The 18,144-nt window shown below is 69.7% G+C and carries 13 protein-coding genes and 1 pseudogene; 1 reads left to right on the top strand and 13 read right to left on the bottom strand.

The genetic code is table 11. The features are described 5' to 3' along the window. Positions 1-19: 19 nt before the first annotated feature. Positions 20-595, bottom strand: a complete 576-nt coding sequence (locus tag ACLFRB_RS03210; RefSeq protein WP_411067594.1) for an XrtA/PEP-CTERM system exopolysaccharide export protein — start codon at positions 593-595, stop codon at positions 20-22. 937 nt (positions 596-1,532) lie between these two features. Between ACLFRB_RS03210 and ACLFRB_RS03205 the strand changes: the two genes are divergently transcribed. Continuing rightward, positions 1,533-2,408, top strand: a complete 876-nt coding sequence (locus ACLFRB_RS03205) for a PEP-CTERM sorting domain-containing protein (RefSeq protein WP_411067557.1) — start codon at positions 1,533-1,535, stop codon at positions 2,406-2,408. Between the two features lie 181 nt (positions 2,409-2,589). Here the strand turns inward: ACLFRB_RS03205 and prsT are convergent, their stop codons facing one another. The 12 genes and pseudogenes from prsT to ACLFRB_RS03145 all read right to left on the bottom strand — a co-directional run. Next, the gene (prsT, locus tag ACLFRB_RS03200) at positions 2,590-5,388 is read right to left on the bottom strand and encodes an XrtA/PEP-CTERM system TPR-repeat protein PrsT (RefSeq protein ID WP_411067556.1); all 2,799 of its coding nucleotides are present in this window, start codon (positions 5,386-5,388) and stop codon (positions 2,590-2,592) included. 45 nt (positions 5,389-5,433) lie between these two features. Further along, entirely contained in the window at positions 5,434-6,810 is a 1,377-nt protein-coding gene (gene prsR, locus ACLFRB_RS03195) for a PEP-CTERM-box response regulator transcription factor (protein ID WP_411067555.1), read from the bottom strand. Beyond that, entirely contained in the window at positions 6,807-8,894 is a 2,088-nt protein-coding gene (gene prsK / locus ACLFRB_RS03190; protein ID WP_411067554.1) for an XrtA/PEP-CTERM system histidine kinase PrsK, read from the bottom strand. The genes prsR and prsK overlap by 4 nt, the downstream gene beginning before the upstream one ends. Positions 8,895-8,930: 36 nt before the next feature. Further along, a complete protein-coding gene (locus ACLFRB_RS03185; protein ID WP_411067553.1) occupies positions 8,931-10,328 on the bottom strand; it encodes a TIGR03013 family XrtA/PEP-CTERM system glycosyltransferase in 1,398 nt (465 codons plus the stop codon). Positions 10,329-10,930: 602 nt separating this feature from the next. Next, positions 10,931-12,922: an asparagine synthase (glutamine-hydrolyzing) gene (gene asnB / locus ACLFRB_RS03180; protein WP_411067552.1), complete on the bottom strand. Its 1,992-nt coding sequence runs from the start codon at positions 12,920-12,922 to the stop codon at positions 10,931-10,933. Between the two features lie 80 nt (positions 12,923-13,002). Continuing rightward, on the bottom strand, positions 13,003-13,329 hold the full coding sequence (locus tag ACLFRB_RS03175; protein ID WP_411067551.1) for a hypothetical protein: 327 nt from the start codon (positions 13,327-13,329) through the stop codon (positions 13,003-13,005). Then, positions 13,302-13,553 carry a hypothetical protein gene (locus ACLFRB_RS03170; protein WP_411067550.1) on the bottom strand — a complete coding sequence of 84 codons (252 nt, stop codon included), beginning with the start codon at positions 13,551-13,553 and terminating at the stop codon, positions 13,302-13,304. The genes ACLFRB_RS03175 and ACLFRB_RS03170 overlap by 28 nt, the downstream gene beginning before the upstream one ends. Before the next feature lie 20 nt (positions 13,554-13,573). Then, complete coding sequence (locus ACLFRB_RS03165) at positions 13,574-13,903, bottom strand: YqjD family protein (RefSeq protein ID WP_411067549.1); 330 nt, start codon at positions 13,901-13,903, stop codon at positions 13,574-13,576. A gap of 224 nt (positions 13,904-14,127) precedes the next feature. After that, entirely contained in the window at positions 14,128-14,916 is a 789-nt protein-coding gene (locus tag ACLFRB_RS03160) for an Fpg/Nei family DNA glycosylase (protein WP_411067548.1), read from the bottom strand. A gap of 19 nt (positions 14,917-14,935) precedes the next feature. After that, positions 14,936-16,666 carry a DNA polymerase/3'-5' exonuclease PolX gene (gene polX, locus ACLFRB_RS03155; protein WP_411067547.1) on the bottom strand — a complete coding sequence of 577 codons (1,731 nt, stop codon included), beginning with the start codon at positions 16,664-16,666 and terminating at the stop codon, positions 14,936-14,938. A 168-nt stretch (positions 16,667-16,834) separates the two neighbouring features. Then, complete coding sequence (gene hypE, locus ACLFRB_RS03150; RefSeq protein ID WP_411067546.1) at positions 16,835-17,863, bottom strand: hydrogenase expression/formation protein HypE; 1,029 nt, start codon at positions 17,861-17,863, stop codon at positions 16,835-16,837. After that, positions 17,860-18,144, bottom strand: a pseudogene (locus tag ACLFRB_RS03145) (hydrogenase formation protein HypD); the annotation flags it as partial. The gene hypE and the pseudogene ACLFRB_RS03145, both read right to left, overlap by 4 nt.

The following is an 18,144-nucleotide window of genomic DNA, read 5'->3' as shown; positions in this document are numbered from 1 at the left end:
CCGCCTGTGATCGGGCTAGCTAGAACAAAGCTTCAGGGATGAACAGGACGTCCCCGGGGAGCATGTCCACGTTCTGGCTGATGTCGCCGTCGCGGACCAGATCGTCGAGGCGGACGTTGTACTGCTTGCGCTCGCCATCCACGGTCCGTACCAGCTTGGCTCGATTGCCGGCTGCGAACTCGGTAAGCCCCCCCACCTCGATCATCACGTCGAGCAAGGAAAGATCGTCTTGGTAAGGCAGGGCCATGGGCTCCGTGGCCTCCCCCACTACGCGGATCTGCCGGGGGGGAAGCCCCTGGAACTGATCGACCATGACGGTCACTTCAGGCTCCTTGATGTAGGTGCTCAGCTCGTTTTCCATCACCCGCGCCAGCTGGGTGGGGGTCCGACCACTGGCCACGACGTCCTCCACCAGCGGGGTGGTGATGCGCCCGTCGGGACGGACGGGAACGGTCACCGAGAGCTCCTCGTTCCGCCAGACAAAGATGTTGACGGAGTCCCCCGGACCGATGAGGTAGTGCGGGGTCTCGTCAACATCCAGCTTCTTGGGGGCCCCTTCCGGAAGGCCGGGACCGCCACAACCGGCCACCCCCATCAAGCCCAATGGCAAAACGATCCATACGAGAGTGCGCGGCACCCCAAGGCATTCCTTCAAGATTTCCCCCTCCCCGGCCCGGAGGCCCTTTAGGTGCGTTTTACTTTCTTTTGGACATTAATAACGTAAAAGACACCAACGAAACCTTGGGACGAACCCTTACCGGGCCCGGAACCCGGGTTTTTGGTGTAAAAAATATTTTACAGACCATACTTAAAATTATTTAAAAACAATTGTTTAAATAATTTCCGGGCAACTAAATTCCCCCTACCACCTACCATCTTCTGTCCAACTTTGTTACCAGAACAAAGCCCATCAAACCCTACCCTTTACACTCCCCACGCCCTGGCGGGACACGGGCGGCCCGAACCGGATGAAGGGGCAAGGAGGCGGAGAGGCCACAATCCCGCTTCAGCAGGGACGGCCGGATGGGTCTTTTCCGCGGATTTTTGTCACCCGGCCGAAAAGGAGCCCGGGGTCGGCGGACTGAAAACAAGGCCATGGCCGGCACCTTGGTCCTTCCCTTGGGGGAAAGGACCAAGGTCCATTCTCCCGACACCGAAGGGGTCCGAAGTTCTGAGCCGACCCGCCCGGACGCGGGCCTTTACCGGGGAAGGACACACGAACCGGGCGGGTTCCGGGGGCCAGGCAGGGCCATCCGGCTGGCGTCGGAAAAGTTTCCATGGCCCGCGCATGAAAACCATGTCATGCGGTCAGATATTTGAAATGCAGAGATTTTTCTTCTTGGCACGGTACTGGCTAGGGACAGGGCGAGGCGGGTGCCACGGATGTCGGGCTCCCAGCTAGACACCAAACATTCTGTGGAGGAAGAACGATGGCAGTACGCAACGTCGTGTTGCATTCGGCCCTGGCCGGCATGGTAGGTATGGGTCTGTGTGCCGCGGGCACGGCCCAGGCAACAGCTCTGGATTCGATCATGCCATCCGACATGGCCCTGTGGACCGATGACAGCGGGGAGAACTTCTACCGCAACGGGGAACGGGTTGAGGGCGCCATCCAGGAGGGGGACACCCTGCGCGGGGCCATGGACATCACCAAGCTCGAAAACGGGGGGGACGCGTCCTACGTGAACACCACCGGAAGGCAGTTCACCTCCCTGTTTCAGGTGGAAGTGGCCGACATGGGGGATTCCGGAAAGACCGCCGACCTTGGCGGCAGCACCTACGAGATGTGGGACATCCGCTTCCGCAACCCGTCCGCCGAGGCCTGGGATCCCTACCTCGGCGACTCCGAGGCAGACTCCCTCGGCATCGACAAGGACCAGCTGTCCACCCTGTTCTTCGACGATTCCATTGACGCGGGCACCGAGTTCGACCGGACCGCCGGGGATTCGGAGCAGGAGCTGGCGGACGCCAGCGACGGCAGCCTGCGGGCCGCCGCGGGCCTGGACGGCGAGGACGACTTCTGGATCGCCCAGAGCCCAATTGAGCTCCAGGCCTTCCAGGACGCCGTGATGAACGAGGACGTGGGAGACTTCTTCTTCGGCGCCAGCTGGGTGTATGAGGACTTCGATCGGGACTTCGGGGAGTTTTCCCAGAACCTGGGGTCGAACGCCATCCAGGACATCGCCTTCTCCGGAGACGGGGCGGCCGATGTCGGCCTGTACGGTGACGGCGACCTGTTCGGCCCCACGGAGTCGAGCGGCTTCGACGCCTTCAACAAGGTCAACATCACCGTTGCCGGGGGCGGGGAGCAGATCCCCGAACCGGCCACAGCGGCCCTGACGGGTCTTGGTCTCGTCCTGACGGCCGCCTTCGGACGGCGGCGCTTCCCGGGGCGGTCTCTGGCCTAAGTAGCTCACGACGCCGGCCTTCGGTATGGGCCGCCCCGCCGGGGCGGCCTTTCTGCGTCCAGCCCCTGCCGGTCCAGGGAACACAGGTTGGCCCCCATTGGCCTGCCGGAGGGGGCCGTGTCCGGCATAGCCGGTCCTCGGCCCACGTCCCGGGACGGCCCCCAATCCCCGTCCGTAGCCGTCATTGCCGGGCCGAGAGCTCCTCCAGCATCCCCTCCACCTCCGCCCGCTGGGGCAGCTCGGCGTCCTGATCCAGCAACGATTCTAGGATGGTGCGCGCCTCACTCCGCTCGCCCTGGTCTCGGAGGGCACGTGCGAGATGCACCTGGAAAGCAGGCCGATCCGGGTCCAGATCCACGGCACGCCGGAGCTGCCGAACAGCCTCCTTCGCCCGGCCTCTAGCCAGCTTGACCAATCCCGCGGTGTCCCGGACCTCCGCGGACTCCGGAGCAAGCTCCAGGGCACGTTCCGCATGGCGTTCCGCCTCCTCCGGATGGTCCTCCCGGAGCACCCATGCGAGGTTGTTCCGTGCCGCCACGTTGTCGGGATGCTCCTCCACGAGGCGGCGGAAGGCTTGCGCGGCCGCCTCCTTGCGCCCCGCTTGCAGATGAAGATTGCCCAGGGCCAGCCGCGCCTCCCCGTCCCCGGGATGGCGCTCCAGCCAGCCCTCCAGGGTCTTCCTGGCCTCCTCCGTGCGCCCGGCCCGGCGCTGCATGGCCGCCAGATCCCGCACCCACGAAGGGCGCTCCTGGCTGGCCAGGGCCTCCCGGTAGGCCTCCACGGCTTCCTCCCACCGTCCCTCCCGGGCCGCGAGGCGGGCTGCCCGGATGGCCACCTCCGGGTGATCCCCGTGGTCTCGCCGCAGGCGCTCCACCTGTTCCCCGGCTGCTTCCAGCTGGCCCTGCCGGGTAAGCAGGCGGGCCAGGGCCAGGCGGGCTTCCAGCAGGCCCTCGTCCCGCTCCAGTGCCGCCCGCAGGGCGCGCTCCGTCTCCTCGGCATCCCCGATCCGTGCATGGGCCCTCGCCACCAGGAGCCGGGCCCGGGCCGAATCGGGGACGATCTCCGCCAGCCGCTCGAAGGTGTCCAGGGCGGCACCGCCCCGTCCCAGGGCCAATTGCGCCCGACCAATCTCCTCCAGCAGGTCCGGATCCGAAGAGCTGCCTTCGAGCCCCTCCTCCGCGGCGTCCAGGGCCTCGGCGTACCGTTCCTCGCTGCGGTGGTAGCGCGCCAGCAGGGTCCGCGGCTCGGCCGCTTCGGGGTTGGCCTCCCGGGCCCGCTCCAGGGCCCGCACGGCCGCCTCGCCATTGCCCTGCCCGGCCTCCAGGCGGGCCAGGGACACCAGAGTGCCCAGATGGTCCGGGTGCTCCTCCAGGATCCGTTCGTAATGGCGGCGGGCCGCCCCGGGCTCGCCGTCGCGGGCAGCCAGGCGGGCCAGGTTGTTGCCAGCGGCCGGATCCCCGGGCTCCCGCTCCATGGCCTCGCGGAAGGCCTCCCGGGCCTCCTCCACCCGGTCCTTGCCCAGGTAGGCCAGCCCCATGTAGACCAGCGGACGGGCGCTTTCCGGGCGGTTGTCCCGATACCGCCGGGCGGCCTCCAGGGCCCTGTCGAGATCCCCGGACTCGAGATACTGCCGGACCAGGAGGGCCGTCGGCACCTCCGCCTCCGGCTCCAGCTCGATGGCCTTCTCCAGGGCCCGGGTACCTTCCCCCCGTTGACCGTCATAGATATGGCCCAGGGCGAGCGTGGTGTGGGCCGTGGCGTCTTCGGGGGACTGCTTCACCAGCCGTTGCAGGTAGGAGATGCCCTCCTCGGTACGTCCCGCCCGCAGGGAAGCCCGGCCCATGAGGGTCAGGGCCACCCGGTCCTCGGGGCTGCGCCGCAGGACGGGCTTCAGCACCCGGATGGCCCGGTCGTAGGACTCCCACCGGAGGTAGATGGAGGCCAGGAGCTTGGCGGCCTGGTCCTGGCGGGGTGCCCGCTCCAGCACCCGGGACAGCTCTGCCTCCGCCTGGTTGTAGTTCTCCTCGAGGAACTGGGTGACACCCAGATAGAACCGGGCGGGAAGATGCCGGGGGGCTCCCCGGACCGCCTTCCGGAACCCGCTCAGGGCCTCGTTCAGGTTCCCTTCCTGGAAGGCGATCAGCCCCCGACCGTAGGACAGGCCGGGATGCTCCGAGGCCACCTTTTCCAGGGCGTCCAGGTCCTCCTCCGCGGACTCCATCTCCCCATCCGTGATGCGGATCAAGGCCCGCTTGAAATAATCGCCAGCATTGTTCGCCCGGCGCTCGATGGCCCGGGAATAGGCCTCCTCCGCGGCTTCCACTTCCCCTTGCCGCCGCTGAATGTCCCCCAGCAAGCTCCAGGCGGCGCCCCGGTCGCGATCCGTCTCCAGGGCTCGCTCGGCCCATTCCCGGGCCTCATTCAGATCCCCGCCGGCGGCGGCCACCCAGGCCCGCGCCTGCAGCACGCTGGAGGAGCCCTCATCCAGGGACAGGGCCTGATCCACCAGGGGACTGGCCCTTTCCAGGTCCCCGCGGGCCAGCCGCGCCCTAGCCCGCAGGGCGAGGACCCGGGCCCGCTTGCCGTCCCCGGAGACCGCCTCAGGGTCGATTTCCTCCAGCAGCTTTCCGGGGTCGCCCTTCAACAGCAGAGCCCGGCCGAGCGGCAGAGCCAGATCGGCCTCGGGGACGCCCGCCTTCTCGGCGCGCCGCAGCTCCTTCACCGCGGAGACCCCGTCGCCGAGGGCGGCATAGGTGCGCCCCAGTTGGAGCCGGGCCTTGGCATTTTCGGGCTCTTTCTGCAATGCGTTCCGATACTCGATCACCGCCGCCTGCAGCTCCCCCTCCTCCCGGTAGTCCTCCGCCCGCTCCAGATGCTCTTCGGCCTCCATGCCCTCGCCGAAGCATCCGGCCAGCAGGATGGCGGCCAACAGTCCGGCCAGGGGCCTACCGTGCCGCCCCTTGCGTAGAAACGTTCCCATAAGCTGCTCCCGTGGAAGCCGATCCGGTTGCGGTTCCCCGCGGACTCAGGCGTTCTTGGTGGCCCGGCCGCTGCGCATCTGATGCTTGTCCAGCAAGGCATAGAGGGTGGGCCGGGTTACGCCGAGCACCTCGGCCGCCCGGGACAGGTTGTTGTTGGTGTGGTTGAGTGCGCGGTGGAGTGCGGTTCGCTCTGCCTTCTCCCGGATCTGGCGCAGGTTGAAGGGCAGCGGCTCGGTCTCCGGGGCCTCCAGCTCCAGATCGCCGGGGGTGATCCGGCCGCCTTCGCACATGATGGTGGCCCGCTTGATCCGGTTCTCCAGCTCGCGGACGTTGCCCGGCCAGCTGTGGGCCTCGATGGCGTGGACCGCGTCCTGGGTGAGCCGGGGCACCGGCCGGGACTGCTCCCGGGCGGTCTGCTCCAGGAGGGACCGGGCGATCACCGCCGCGTCCCCCTCCCGGGCGCGCAGGGCCGGAATGCGCACGGTCACCTCGGTGATCCGGTAGTAGAGGTCCTCGCGGAAATCGCCCCGCGCCAGCTGCTCCTCCAGGTCCTGGTTGGTGGCGCAGATGACCCGCAGGTCCACGGGGATCTCCTCGCGTCCGCCCACCCGCTCCACCACCCGCTCCTGGAGGAAGCGCAGGAGCTTGGCCTGCAGGGACAGGGGCAGATCGCCCACCTCGTCCAGGAACAGGGTGCCGCCGTGGGCGTGCTCGATCTTGCCCCGGGTCTGCCGGTTGGCGCCCGTGAAGGCCCCCTTCTCGTAGCCGAACAGCTCGCTCTCCAGGAGGTTCTCCGGGATTGCGGCGCAGTTGATGGCCACGAAGCGGTTCCCGGCCCGGGGACTGAGCTGATGAAGGCCGCGGGCCAGGAGCTCCTTGCCGGTCCCGCTCTCGCCCAGGAGACACACGGTGGCCTCCGAGGGGGCCACCTTCTCCACCATGTGGCAGACATGCTCCATCTGGGGACTCGCCGCAACCACACCCGCCAGGGGCGAATCCTGCCGGCTGCGGCTGAGCTTGCGGTTCTCCTCCTCCAGCTCGTAGACCTTGAAGGCCCGGTCCACGATGACCCCGAGCAGCTCGGGGTCGAGGGGCTTCTCGTAGAAGTCGTAGGCCCCCATGGCCACCGCCCGGACCGCGTTGTCGCGGTCGTTGTTGCCGGTGATCACCACCACCTTCACGCGGGGGTCCAGGGCGAGGATCTCGCGCAGGGCCCGCAGGCCCTCCTCCACCCCGCCCGGGTCCGGGGGCAGGCCGAGGTCCAGGCTGACCACCTGGGGCTCGTACCGGCGCAGCTGCGCAAGGGCGCTCTGGCGATCCTCGGCGACGATGGGCTCCACCTCGTCAAAGGACCAGCGCAGCTGCCGCTGGACCCCGGGGTCGTCCTCCACGATCAACAAACGGCGCTCCCTGCCACTCATTGCCCCACCTCCCTGGCCAGTTCCATGGGCTCCTCCACCAGCGCCTCTTCCGGGAAGCGGATCCGGAACCGCGTCCCGCTACCGGGGGCACTGGAGACCTCCACGTCGCCCCCGAGCTCCCGCACGTATTCCCGGGCCTCGTAGGCGCCGATTCCCATCCCGGTGCTTCCCTTGCTGGTATCGAACGGCTTGAACAGTCGATTGCGAATGAAGTCCGCTTCCATACCGCTCCCGTCGTCCTCGATCTCGATCAACGCATCGTCTCCGTCCCGCCGCACCCGGACCCCCACGGAGCCCCCGTCGCCCGTGGCGTCCTGGGCGTTCTGGATGATGTGCCCGAGCACCGCCACCAGCCGGCCGCGGTCGGCCACCACGCGGCCGACGGGGCCGGATTCCTCGATGCCGGGGACCGGGAGCCGGTCGCCGTGGGCCGCCACCGCCTCCCGGGCGCACTCGGCCAGGTCCAGGGCCACCGGCTGGCTCAGGTTGCGGCCGCCCCGCAGCTGTTCCATCAGGCGCTGCATCCGTTCCACGGAGTGCTCGATGGTGAGGACGGCGTCGTCCACGAACTCCGGGTTGTGCTTGTGCCGGGAGGCGTTCTGGGCCAGCAGGGAGAGCTGGCCCATGACGTTCTTCAGGTCATGGAGGACAAAGGCGGAGAGGCGATGGTAGGTCTCGAACTGCTGGGCCTCGCCCAGGGCCTCGGCGGCCTCCTCCTGGGCGATATAGCTCGCCGCCTGGCGCCCCGCGGTCTTGATCAGGTCGTAGTCCTCCCAGTCCAGGGTCCGGGTGCCCGCGCGGGGCTCGCCCAGGACCACGAAGCCGATCAGCGACTCCCGATAGATCAAAGGCACCACCAGCCACGCCTCCGGTTGGGCGCTGAACCATTCCGGCACCGCGATCCCGCGGTAGCGGTAGGGGCGCTCCCGCCATTCCCCGGCCTCCAGGACCCAGCCGGACTCCTCCAGGAATCGGGCCAGGGGGTCCTCCCGCGGCAGGGGATCCGCCTCCGTTCTACGCATGTTCCACGCCGCCGTGGACCGAAAGTCTCCGTTGTCGTCCCGCTTCCAGAGCACGCCGCCCCGACTCTCCACGATCCGGCCCAGGGCGCGGATCACCCGCTCCTTCAGGGGCCCGCCCTCCTCGTCGGCGAGGGTGGCGGCGAAGCGCAGCCATTCCTCGCGGTAGTCGTACTTGTAGTTGAAGAAATGCTTGCTGAGGAAAACCCGGGCCTGGGCCCGCAGCTGACCGGAGAACAGCAGCACCGCCAAAAGGACCCCGGCGCCGAAGAGGAAGACCGCCTGCACGGTCCCGCTCCACATCCCCCCGTAGGCGCGGATGGAGTAGCCCACCCCCGCCATCACCAGCATGTAGAGGCCGGCGCCCACCAGGGTGGCCGTATGCAGCACCATGCTGCGGGACACGTAGACGTCCAGGGACCAGCTCGGATTGCGGGCCGCGGACACGGCGATCAGGGGCACCACCAAAGCGTTCACCGCCCCGCGGGCCGCCCACAGGTCCAGGTCCGTGCGCTGCACCAGAAGGCCGTCGGCGAACAGGAAGAAGTCGTAGGCGAAGATGGCCCCCAGGCCCAGGCTGAGGTATTTGATGGCCCAGCGCCCGTCCTCCTCCGTGCTGCGCAGGGTCTGCTCCACCAGAAGAAGCCCGAAGACCGCCAGCAGGATGCCCGTCAGCATGGACGAGCCGCCGAGCACGGCACCCACTGACTCCGAGCCCGCCCAGTCCCCCCAGGCGGCCCCCAGGAAATGGAGAACGGGCAGCCCGGCGGCAATCCCCGCGATTCCGCGGAACAGGCGGGGCTCCGCCAGCCCCCTAAGCAGACCCGCCAGGAAGGCGAACCAGAGGCCGTAGCGCAGCCCGTCCGCCAGGGCCACCGCCACCGTTCCTCCCTGGCCGGACCAGGCCTGCCAGGCCAGAAAGGCGGCCCACAGCGTGCTCCCGGACGCGGCCAACAGGAGCAGGGTGCCGGCGCTGCGCCCCCGCCAGCCGATGGCCAGCACCAGGGTCAGGGCCAGGAAGGCGGCCATCCCCCCGGCATAGCTCAGGGCCGCGATGCTAGGCATTGAGCTCCGTCCCGTCGGTGCGATTCCCCGGCCCCTTCATCGGGCCCCCTTCCCCCAGAGAATCACCTCCGCCGTGTGGATGAGGATCATCAGATCCAGAAAAAGGCTGAAGTTCTTGACGTAGTACAGGTCGTACTGGAGCTTCTCGAGGGCATCCTCCCGGGAGGCGCCGTAGGGATAGCTGATCTGCGCCCATCCCGTGAGCCCGGGCTTGACCCGGTGGCGCTCCGCGTAGAAAGGCAGCTCCCGGAGCAGCTCCTCCTCGAACTCCGGGCGCTCGGGACGCGGGCCCACGAAGCTCATGTCCCCGCGCAGGATATTGAGGACCTGCGGGAGCTCATCGATGCGGTACTTGCGGATCACGGCGCCCACCCGGGTCACCCGGGGATCGTTCTCCTCCGCCCATTGGGGCACACCCATCCGCTCCGCGTCGGTGCGCATGCTCCGGAACTTGATCAACTGAAAGGGCCGGCCGTCCTCCCCGGCCCGGGTCTGGCGATAGAACACGGGGCCCCGGTCCTCCAGGCGGATGGCCAGGGCCGTCCCGATCATCACCGGGCCGGCCAGCACCAGGAGCAACATGGCCCCCACGAGATCGATGGCGCGCTTGAAGGTGCGGTGGAACAGCCCCCGGTAGAAGAACCCGGGGGAATAGGTGAACCAGCTCGGCTGGGCCAGATCCACCTTCACCTTTCCCGTCTCCCGCTCCAGGAAGGTCAGCAGGTCCACCACCTCGATCCCCCGCACCCGGCATTCCAGGAGCTCCCGCACCGGCAGGACGTCGCGGCGCTCCTCCACGGCCACCACGATCTCGTCCACGTTGCGGTAGGCGTAGGGACAGAGGCCCTCCCCGATATCGATCAAATGGCTCCTCTCCACCCGGGGCGTTTCGCTGCCCATGGGGACATAGCCGATGATGTCCTTGCCCAGGCGGTCCGTCTCCCGCCGGAACTGGCTCAGGGCCTCCGCGCCCCGCCCGGCGCCGAGCACCAGCACGCGCCGGCGCATGCCCGGGCTCCGCACCACCGAGAAGAAGGTGGCCCGAACGGCCAGGAGGGCCGGAAAGGCGATCAGCAGCGCGGCGCCCAGGATGCCGCGACCCAGGTACAGCTCCGGGAGGGTGTAAAAGAACACCGTCAGGAAGATCACCGCGATGACAAAGGCGATCGACAGCCGCCGCGCGATACCGCCGTAGCCGTCCCGCAGGTGCCGCTGATACAGCCCCGTTGCCACCATGGCCAGCTGCACCACGAGGGCGAAAAAGACGGCCTTGGGGAACAGGGGGCCGGCACTCTCCCGGACAAGAAGGGGGTCCCACTCGAAGCGGGCGTAAGCGGCAACCGCCACCGCGACCACCAGGACCATCAGCTCCACCAAGCCCAGGATCAGGAATCCCGCCTTGATGTGGTGCTGGAAAAGAGGGATGGTCCGCATCTGCCTCTCCTTTTTCCCGGATGGCTTTCCGGGTTTGGGTTGCTGGCCGCGGAAATTGCATAGGGATTTGCTTAGATATTCACCTATGTCCAGGGCTCAATTTGTTACCCCCTTTACCAATTCATAGTACGTCCACTGGAAAATAACAAAACAAAATTCAACTGCGTCAGCCCCCTTTACAACTGCGATACTGCAATTTGTTTTACTATTTTTACGGCCGAATTTTGATGGGGTGAGTCAGGTAGGTGCATTCCCTAAAATTCCCAACAATGCAGTTCGCCTGGAAACGCTTTCGCATTTTGTGGAAGGCCTAGGGGTGGACAGGAAGCGGGGATCCCCGGAGCAGTACGCGCCGGATGCTTTAACGCGGCCCGGCCGGGAGGCTCCAGGAAGACGGAAGGCCCTGGCCCGATAGGGGGAGGAAGGCGCACCCCCCGCCACGCTGGAGGCGGGAGGGATCCCCTTCCGGTTTCCGGTACTGGACAGCCCGCAAGGGGGAGACGTAGGCGCCGGTGCAAGAGGTGGGCGTACGCGTCGGACTTGAGCGGTTTCGTGGGTGTCTCGCGGACGGGGCCAGGCGGTGGAAGGCGTGGCGGGCCCGGTTAGCCCGCCGCGCGCTCCCGCGGAGGGTCCGAGAGGCGCCCGGCTGCGAGGGAAGAGGCGGCATGCTCACGCTGCCAGGCCTGAAACATGAGCACGTCCCAGAGGTGGTAATTCCAGCGACGGTGGCCCGAGAGGTGCTCCTGCCACATCCGGCGGATGGCCTCGGGGCGGAGAATCCCCTCCTCACGCAGGCGCTTCTCGTCCAGGAGGTCCTCCGCCCAGTCGCGCAGGGGGCCGCGCAGCCAATGCTCGATGGGGACCTCGAAGCCCATCTTGGGCCGGTCCATGAGGGCCGCCGGAACGTGGCGATAGAGCACCTGGCGCAGGAGCCACTTCCCCTGTCCCTGGCGGTACTTCAGGTCCGTGGGCACCCGCCAGGCGAACTCCACCAAGCGGTGGTCGAGCAGGGGGATCCGGGCCTCCAGGCTGACGGCCATGGTGGCCCGGTCGGTCTTGGCCAGGATGTCGTCGGGGAGGTAGGTGAGCGCATCGAAGTACATCATGCGCTCCCGCAGTCCGGGCAGATCCGGCCAGCGACCGGGCTCGGTGAGCAGGGTGCCCGGCTCCGTCCCTCCCCGCACCACCTGCTCCGGGGCTTTCCAGTGGGATATCAGGCGGCGGTAGAACTCCTCGCCCGCCGTGGGCGGCAGCACCTCCGCCAGCTTCAACAGCCGGTCCGCCGAGGCTGCCCGGCGTAGCCGCCGGGGCAGGCCCTTCGCCGCCGCATCGAGGACGGGGGCCGGGGTCCTGGACAGGGCCTCCGCCAACCGCCTCCGCAGCCCCAAAGGCACACGGCGCAGCCGGTTCCAGAGCCGGACTCCGAGGGCGTACTGGTGGTAGCCGCAGAACAGCTCGTCCCCGCCGTCCCCGGACAGGGCCACGGTGACGTGCCGGCGGGCCAGGCGGCTCACCAGATAGGTGGGGATCTGCGAGGAATCGGCGAAGGGCTCGTCCCAGATGGTCGGCAGCTCGGGAATGACCTCCCGCGCCTCCCCCGGGGTCACGTAGAGCTCGGTATGGTCCGTGCCCAGATGGTTTGCCACCGCCCGGGCGTGCTCCGCCTCGTTGTAGGCCGCCTCCTGAAAGCCGATGGAGAAGGTGCGCACCGGCCGGTGGCTGCACGCCTGCATCAGGGCGGCCACGGTGGTGGAGTCGTAGCCGCCGGAGAGGAAGGCCCCGAGGGGGACGTCCGCGGCCATGCGGCGCTCCACGGCGTCGCCGAGCAGCGCCTCCAGTTCGTCGGCCAGCGCCTCCGGATCCCCGCTCGCGCTCGCGGCGCCCGTCTCCGCCACCGCGCGCAGATCCCAGTAGCACCGGGGCGCCGAAGGCATCCTTCCGCCCTCCCCCACCACCACGTAATGGGCCGGGGGGAGCTTGTGGATGCCCTGGTAGATGCTCCATGGGGCGGGAATGTAGTTGTGGCGCAGGTAGAGGGTCAGCGCATCGCGGTCCAGCGCCCCCCGCCAGTGCGGATGGACGGTCAGGGCCTTGAGCTCGGAACCGAACAGGAAGGTCTCCCCGCTGCGCCCGTAATACAGCGGCTTCTCCCCCATGCGGTCCCGGGCCAGGTAGAGCCGCCGCTCGCCGCGGTCCCACAGGGCGAAGGCGAACATGCCGTTGAGCCGGCCCAGGGTCCCCTCCACCCCCCAGTGGCGCAGGGCCGCCAGCAGGGTCTCGGTGTCCGAATGCCCGCGCCACCGGAAGTGACCGCCCTCCCCCTCCAGCGCCTCGCGCAGCTCGGGATGGTTGTAGATCTCGCCGTTGTAGGCCAGCACGTACCGTCCGCAGGGAGAGACCATGGGCTGGTGCCCGGCCGGGGAAAGGTCCAGCACCGCCAGGCGCCGGTGCGCCAGGGCCAGGCCCGCCTCCCGGTCGGCCCACACCCCGCGGTCGTCCGGTCCGCGGGACCGCAGCCGGTCCCCCATGGCCCCGGCCACCTCCTCCGGAATCCCGGGAAGGTTTGCCGTCCAGAACCCCGCGATACCGCACATATACCGGATTGCCTCATTGATCGGATCGGCGACCGCACCGGCCACGGTCCTGGGAAGGGAAAGGGCGAGGGAGAGCGGGCCTAGAGGCGACGGAGGGCCAGCTCCAGCAGACCCCGCGCCACCAGCCTGCGCAACCGGGCCGGCGCCCCGCCGGCGGCCATGCCCCCCGCCAGGGCGGCCACCACGGCCCCGTAGGGGTGGCGGCCTACCCAGGCCGGGGGGCTGAGCCGGGCAGCCGCCCATCGCACCCGGTCCTTGGCCTCCTCCAGCGAAGAGGGAGCCCCCGGCTCCGACCGGGGACCCCGCCGGGCACGGAGCGTCCTCAGGCGGTCCCCGTAGGAGCCCCCGGCGCGCAGGCGGCCCTTGGCCTCGGCGGTGCTCACCGGCCCAGGCGGCTGGCGAGCCATCCCAGCGCTCCGGCCGCCGCCAGGGCCGCCAGGCCGGTGACCAGGGCCCCGGCCACGGGATCGAGCAAGGCCGCCGTGAACAGGTACAGGGCCCACAGGAGAAGCCCCACCGCGGCGGCCGCCAGGAGGGCGGCGAGGATGGCCAGCGCCAGGCCGCCGCCGAGGCGCACCAAGCCGCGCCGCAGGGCCCGCCCCTCGGCCTCCGCCAGGTCCAGGAGGGCCACCAGAAAATCGGCCAGATAGCTCAGCGTCGACCCCCCATGCCCGAAATCTTGGCCAGCAGGTAGCCCACCCCGAAGGCGGCGATCAGGCTGGTCCAGGGATGCTCCCCGATGCTCCGCTCGAGGTCTTCCTCCGCCTGGCGTCCCCGGTCCCGCGCCACGCCCAGCGCATGCAGCAGTTCTTCGCGCCGCTCGTTCCACTCGTCCTGCACCGAGGCGCGCCAGTCGCTGGCCTTGTCCCGCCCCGCCTCGCGCATGGCCTCGGCCAGCTCGGAAACGTCCGAGCGCAAGGACGCCAGATCGTCCTTCAGAGCCCGGATTTCCTCATTGAGATCGTTCTTTTCCTCGCCCATGACTGCCCTTCCCTTTCAAGAAGTTCCGCCCGCCGCCGGGGCTCCCTAGCAAGCGCCCCTGGGAACCACGGTAGGACAGCCCTATTGCGCTGGCAAACAGAAAAAACCCGTACAGGACAGTCCGTTGACAGAATTCGCCGTTAAAATCGTCGACTCAGGGTAGAATTACGGGACAACCCCTACAAAATAAGAAATATTCCCAAGGAGGCTCCCCGGCCGAGGGGTCAGGAAACGGGCTGGCAGCTCGGGCAGAGGTAGGCCGTGCGCCCGCAGGCGCCGATGGTCTGGATAGGGGTGCCACAGCGGGGGCAGGGGGCGCCCTCCTCGCGGTGGGGAAGGAGGAAGCCCTCCGGCATGGCCTCCGGGCGCACCGCCGCCTGCACGGCGGCATCGAGGACCCGCCACAGGGTCCGGTGGAGCTCCCACAGATCGGTGCCGGAGAGCGCCTTGACGGGCGTTCGCGGGTGGATGCCCGCCTGGAACAGGACCTCGTCGGAATAGACATTGCCGATCCCGGCGATCTTTTCCTGATCCATGAGCCAGCATTTGACCTGGCCGCGCTGGCCCCGGGCCCGCTCCAGGAATTCCTCCGGGCCCAGGGCGCGGGCATCGGGCCCCAGGCCGAGCTCCGCCAGGTAGGCGTCCACATCCTCCAGCAGGGCCAGATGGCCCAGCTTGCGCCGGTCCACGTAGGCCAGGTGGTGCCCGTTCTCCAGGTGGAACAGGGCGCGGGTGTGGGGAGGCGCGTCCTCCACGTCCTCCACGTAGGCCAGGTCCCCGGTCATGCCGAAGTGGAGCTCCAGCCAGTCGCCACTGTTCAGGCCGGCGAACAGGTGCTTGCCGTGGCGCCGGGACGACTCCAGGGAACGGCCTTGCAGGCGGCGCTCCAGCTCGGCCGGCCCGCAGCCCCGCAGGATGCGCTCGTCCTCCACCTCCACCCCGCCGATGGTCTGATGGAGGGCGGTGGCGTCCAAACGCCGCTTGAACACCTCCACATCGGGCAGTTCGGGCATCTTGGCTCCTATCGGGTCCTCACCGGCGCAGCGCCTCCCGCAGGCCCGCCAGGTCGCGGGTGTTGACCACATCCCCCGGCTCGACCCAGCCCCGCCGGGCCTGGCCCACGGCGAAGCGCATCAGATCCAGGTGGCCGGTGCTGTGGGCATCGGTGGACAGGGCCAGCCGGGCGCCCCGCTCCCGGGCCAGGCGGCAGTCCACATCGCGGAGGTCCAGGCGCGCGGGCTGGGCGTTCACCTCCAGCACGCAGCCGCGCTCCGCGGCCGCCTCGATGATCCGCCCCATGTCCAGGTCCATGGGCGCCCGCTCGTTGAGGGCGCGGCCGCTCGGGTGGCCGAGGATGCGGAAATGGGGGTTGTCCATGGCCCGCAGGACCCGCTCCGTCTGCTTCTCCCGGGTCAGGTTCATCCGGTAGTGGATGGAGCACACCGTGAGATCCAGCTCCGCCAGCACGTCGTCGGGCAGGTCCAGGGAGCCGTCCTCCAGGATGTCCACCTCGCACCCCTTCAGCAGGGTCACCCCTGTTCCCTCCCCGTTGACCCGGTCGATCTCCTCCATCTGGCGCCGCAGCCGGTCCGGGTCGAGGCCGTGGGCCATGGCCACCCGCCGGGAATGGTCGGTGACGGCCAGGTACTCGTAGCCGCGGGCGGCCGCCGCCTCCGCCATGGCCCGCAGGGTGTCGACCCCGTCGGTGGCATCGGTGTGCGTGTGCAGGTCGCCGCGCAGGTCGGGCCGGGTCACCAGCGCCGGCAGCTCCCCTCGCTCGGCCGCCTCGATCTCGCCGCGGTCCTCGCGCAGCTCGGGCGGGATCCAGGGCAGGCCCACCCGGGAGAACACCTCTTCCTCGGTGGCACCGGCCACCGGCTCCTCGCCGCCCCCGCTCTCGAAGACCCCGTATTCGTTGATCTTGTAGCCGCGCTCCACGCCCCGGCGGCGCACGGCGATGTTGTGGGCCTGGGCCCCGGTGAAATAGTGCAGCGCCGCGCCGTAGCTGGCCGGGGAGACCGCCCGCAGGTCCACATGCAGCCCCGAGGCCAGGCGCACGGTGGAGCGGGTGGAGCCCCGCGAGACTACCTCCGCCACCTCGTCGTAGCCCACGAATTGCTCCATGACCGGGCCGCCGTCCGCACAGGCCACCAGGATGTCCAGGTCGCCCACCGTCTCCTTGCGGCGGCGGAAGCTGCCGGCCACCTCGATGGCCTCCACCCCTTCCGCGCGGGCCAGGTGCTCCACCAGCGGCCGGGCCACGTCCTCGGCGTCCGCCAGCCGCATGCGCTCCGGGGCCCCGCCGCGGAGCTTCTCGATCTCTTCGAGGATGGCGCGCTCCGACTTCTCGCCGAACCGCTCCACCTCGCGGATGCGGCCGGCGCGGGCCGCGGCCTCCAGATCGTCCAGCCCGGTGATGCCCAGGCGCTTGTAGAGGGCCTTTACCCCCCGCGACCCCAGCCCCTCAAGCGCCATGAGGTCGGAGAGCTCCGTGGGCACGCGCTTCTCCACCTCCGCCAGGTCGGGAAGCTCCCCGGTCTCCACGAGGGTCCGGATCTTGCCGGCCAGGTCCTTGCCGATGCCCGGATAGCGGGTCAGGTCCTCCCCTTCCGCCACCAGGTCGGCGATATCCACCGACAGGCCGCCGATGGTGCGGGCGGCGTTGCGGTAGGCGCGGACGCGGTAAGGGTTGGCTCCCTCGATCTCCAGCAGGTTGGCCAGCCGCGTGAACCGCTCGGCGATGTCGCGATTGTGGACGGGCATGGGGGACCCTCCGGCCTCCGGGGCGGAAAGCGCCGGGCAACGGCCCGGTCGCCGCAAGGCCCGGGCCGGGAACCTCCCCCGACTATAGAACGGGAAGAACGGAGTACCACAGGGGCGAGAGGGCCTAGGGCGGTAGGGGCGCCCCCGCCTTCCCCGAAAGGGCGGCGCTCAGCAGATCCGCGGCAGCTGCTCCCCGTACAGCCAGTCCACCAGGCGGGTGCCGCCGAAGGCGGTCTCCATCTCCACGAACCCCCGCTCGTCGGCGGTGACCTCGCCGATCTCCGCCGCCGCCCGCCCCAGGGGATGGCCGCGCATGGCGGCCAGCAGGGCCGGCGCCGCCTCCGGCGGGCAGACCGCCACCAGCTTGCCCTCGTTGGCGGCGTTGAGGGGGTCCAGGCCCAGGATCTCGCAGGCCCCGCGCACCTCCTCCCGTACGGGCAGGTCCGCCTCGCGGAGGCGCATGCCGACCCCCGACTGGCGGGCCAGCTCGTGGAGGGCGGCGGCCAGGCCGCCGCGGGTGGGGTCCCGCAGGCAGCGGACCCCGGGCGCTGCCTCCAGCAGGGCCGCCACCAGCCCGTGCAGGGGCGCGCTGTCGGAGCACAGCTCCGTATCGAAGCCCAGATCCTCGCGGGCGGAGAGGATGGCCACGCCGTGGTCGCCCAGGGTGCCGCTCACCAGGACGCGGTCTCCGGGCCGCGCCCGGCCGCCGCCCACCGCCACGCCCTCGGGCACCACCCCGAGCCCGGTGGTGCTGATGTAGACTCCGTCCGCCTTGCCGCGCTCCACCACCTTGGTGTCGCCGGCCACCACCGGCACCCCGGCCGCCCGGCTGGCGGCGGCCATGGAGGCCACGATGCGCCGGAGGTCCGCCAGCGGGAAGCCCTCTTCCAGCACGAAGCCGGCGGCGAGGTACAGGGGCCGCCCGCCCCCCATGGCCACGTCGTTCACGGTGCCGTGCACCGCCAGGGAGCCGATGTCGCCGCCCGGGAAGAACAGCGGCGTCACCACGTGGCTGTCGGTGGCCATCACCATCCGCCCCGCGGGCGCCGGGAAGGCGGCGGCGTCGTCCCCCGCCGCCAGCCACCGGTTGTCGAAGGCCGCGGCGAACAGCTCCTCGATGAGCCGGGTCATGGCCCGCCCGCCACCGCCGTGAGCCAGCTCCACCCGGCCCCCTTCGAGATCCGGTTTGCCGCTCACGCCTCCGCCCGCTCCCGGGTGCGACCGCTCGCGAAATAGGCGGCGCACGCCCCCTCCGAGGAGACCATGCAGGAGCCCATGGGGTGGTCCGGGGTGCAGGCGGTGCCGAACAGGGTGCACTCCGTGGGCCGGGCCGCGCCCCGCAGCACCGCGGGACAGATGCAGGCCCGGTTCTCGCGGGGCCGCCCCACCGTCACCCCGAAGCGCCGCTCGGCGTCCAGGTGGGCGTACTCCGGCCGCAGCTCCAGGGCGCTGCGGGGCACCCGGCCCAGCCCGCGCCA

It is taken from the genome of Thiohalorhabdus sp. (genome assembly GCF_046545655.1).
Lineage (GTDB): Bacteria > Pseudomonadota > Gammaproteobacteria > Thiohalorhabdales > Thiohalorhabdaceae > Thiohalorhabdus.
The sequence above is the reverse complement of the archived record's forward strand: the minus strand, read 5'-3'. Positions and strand labels throughout refer to the sequence as shown.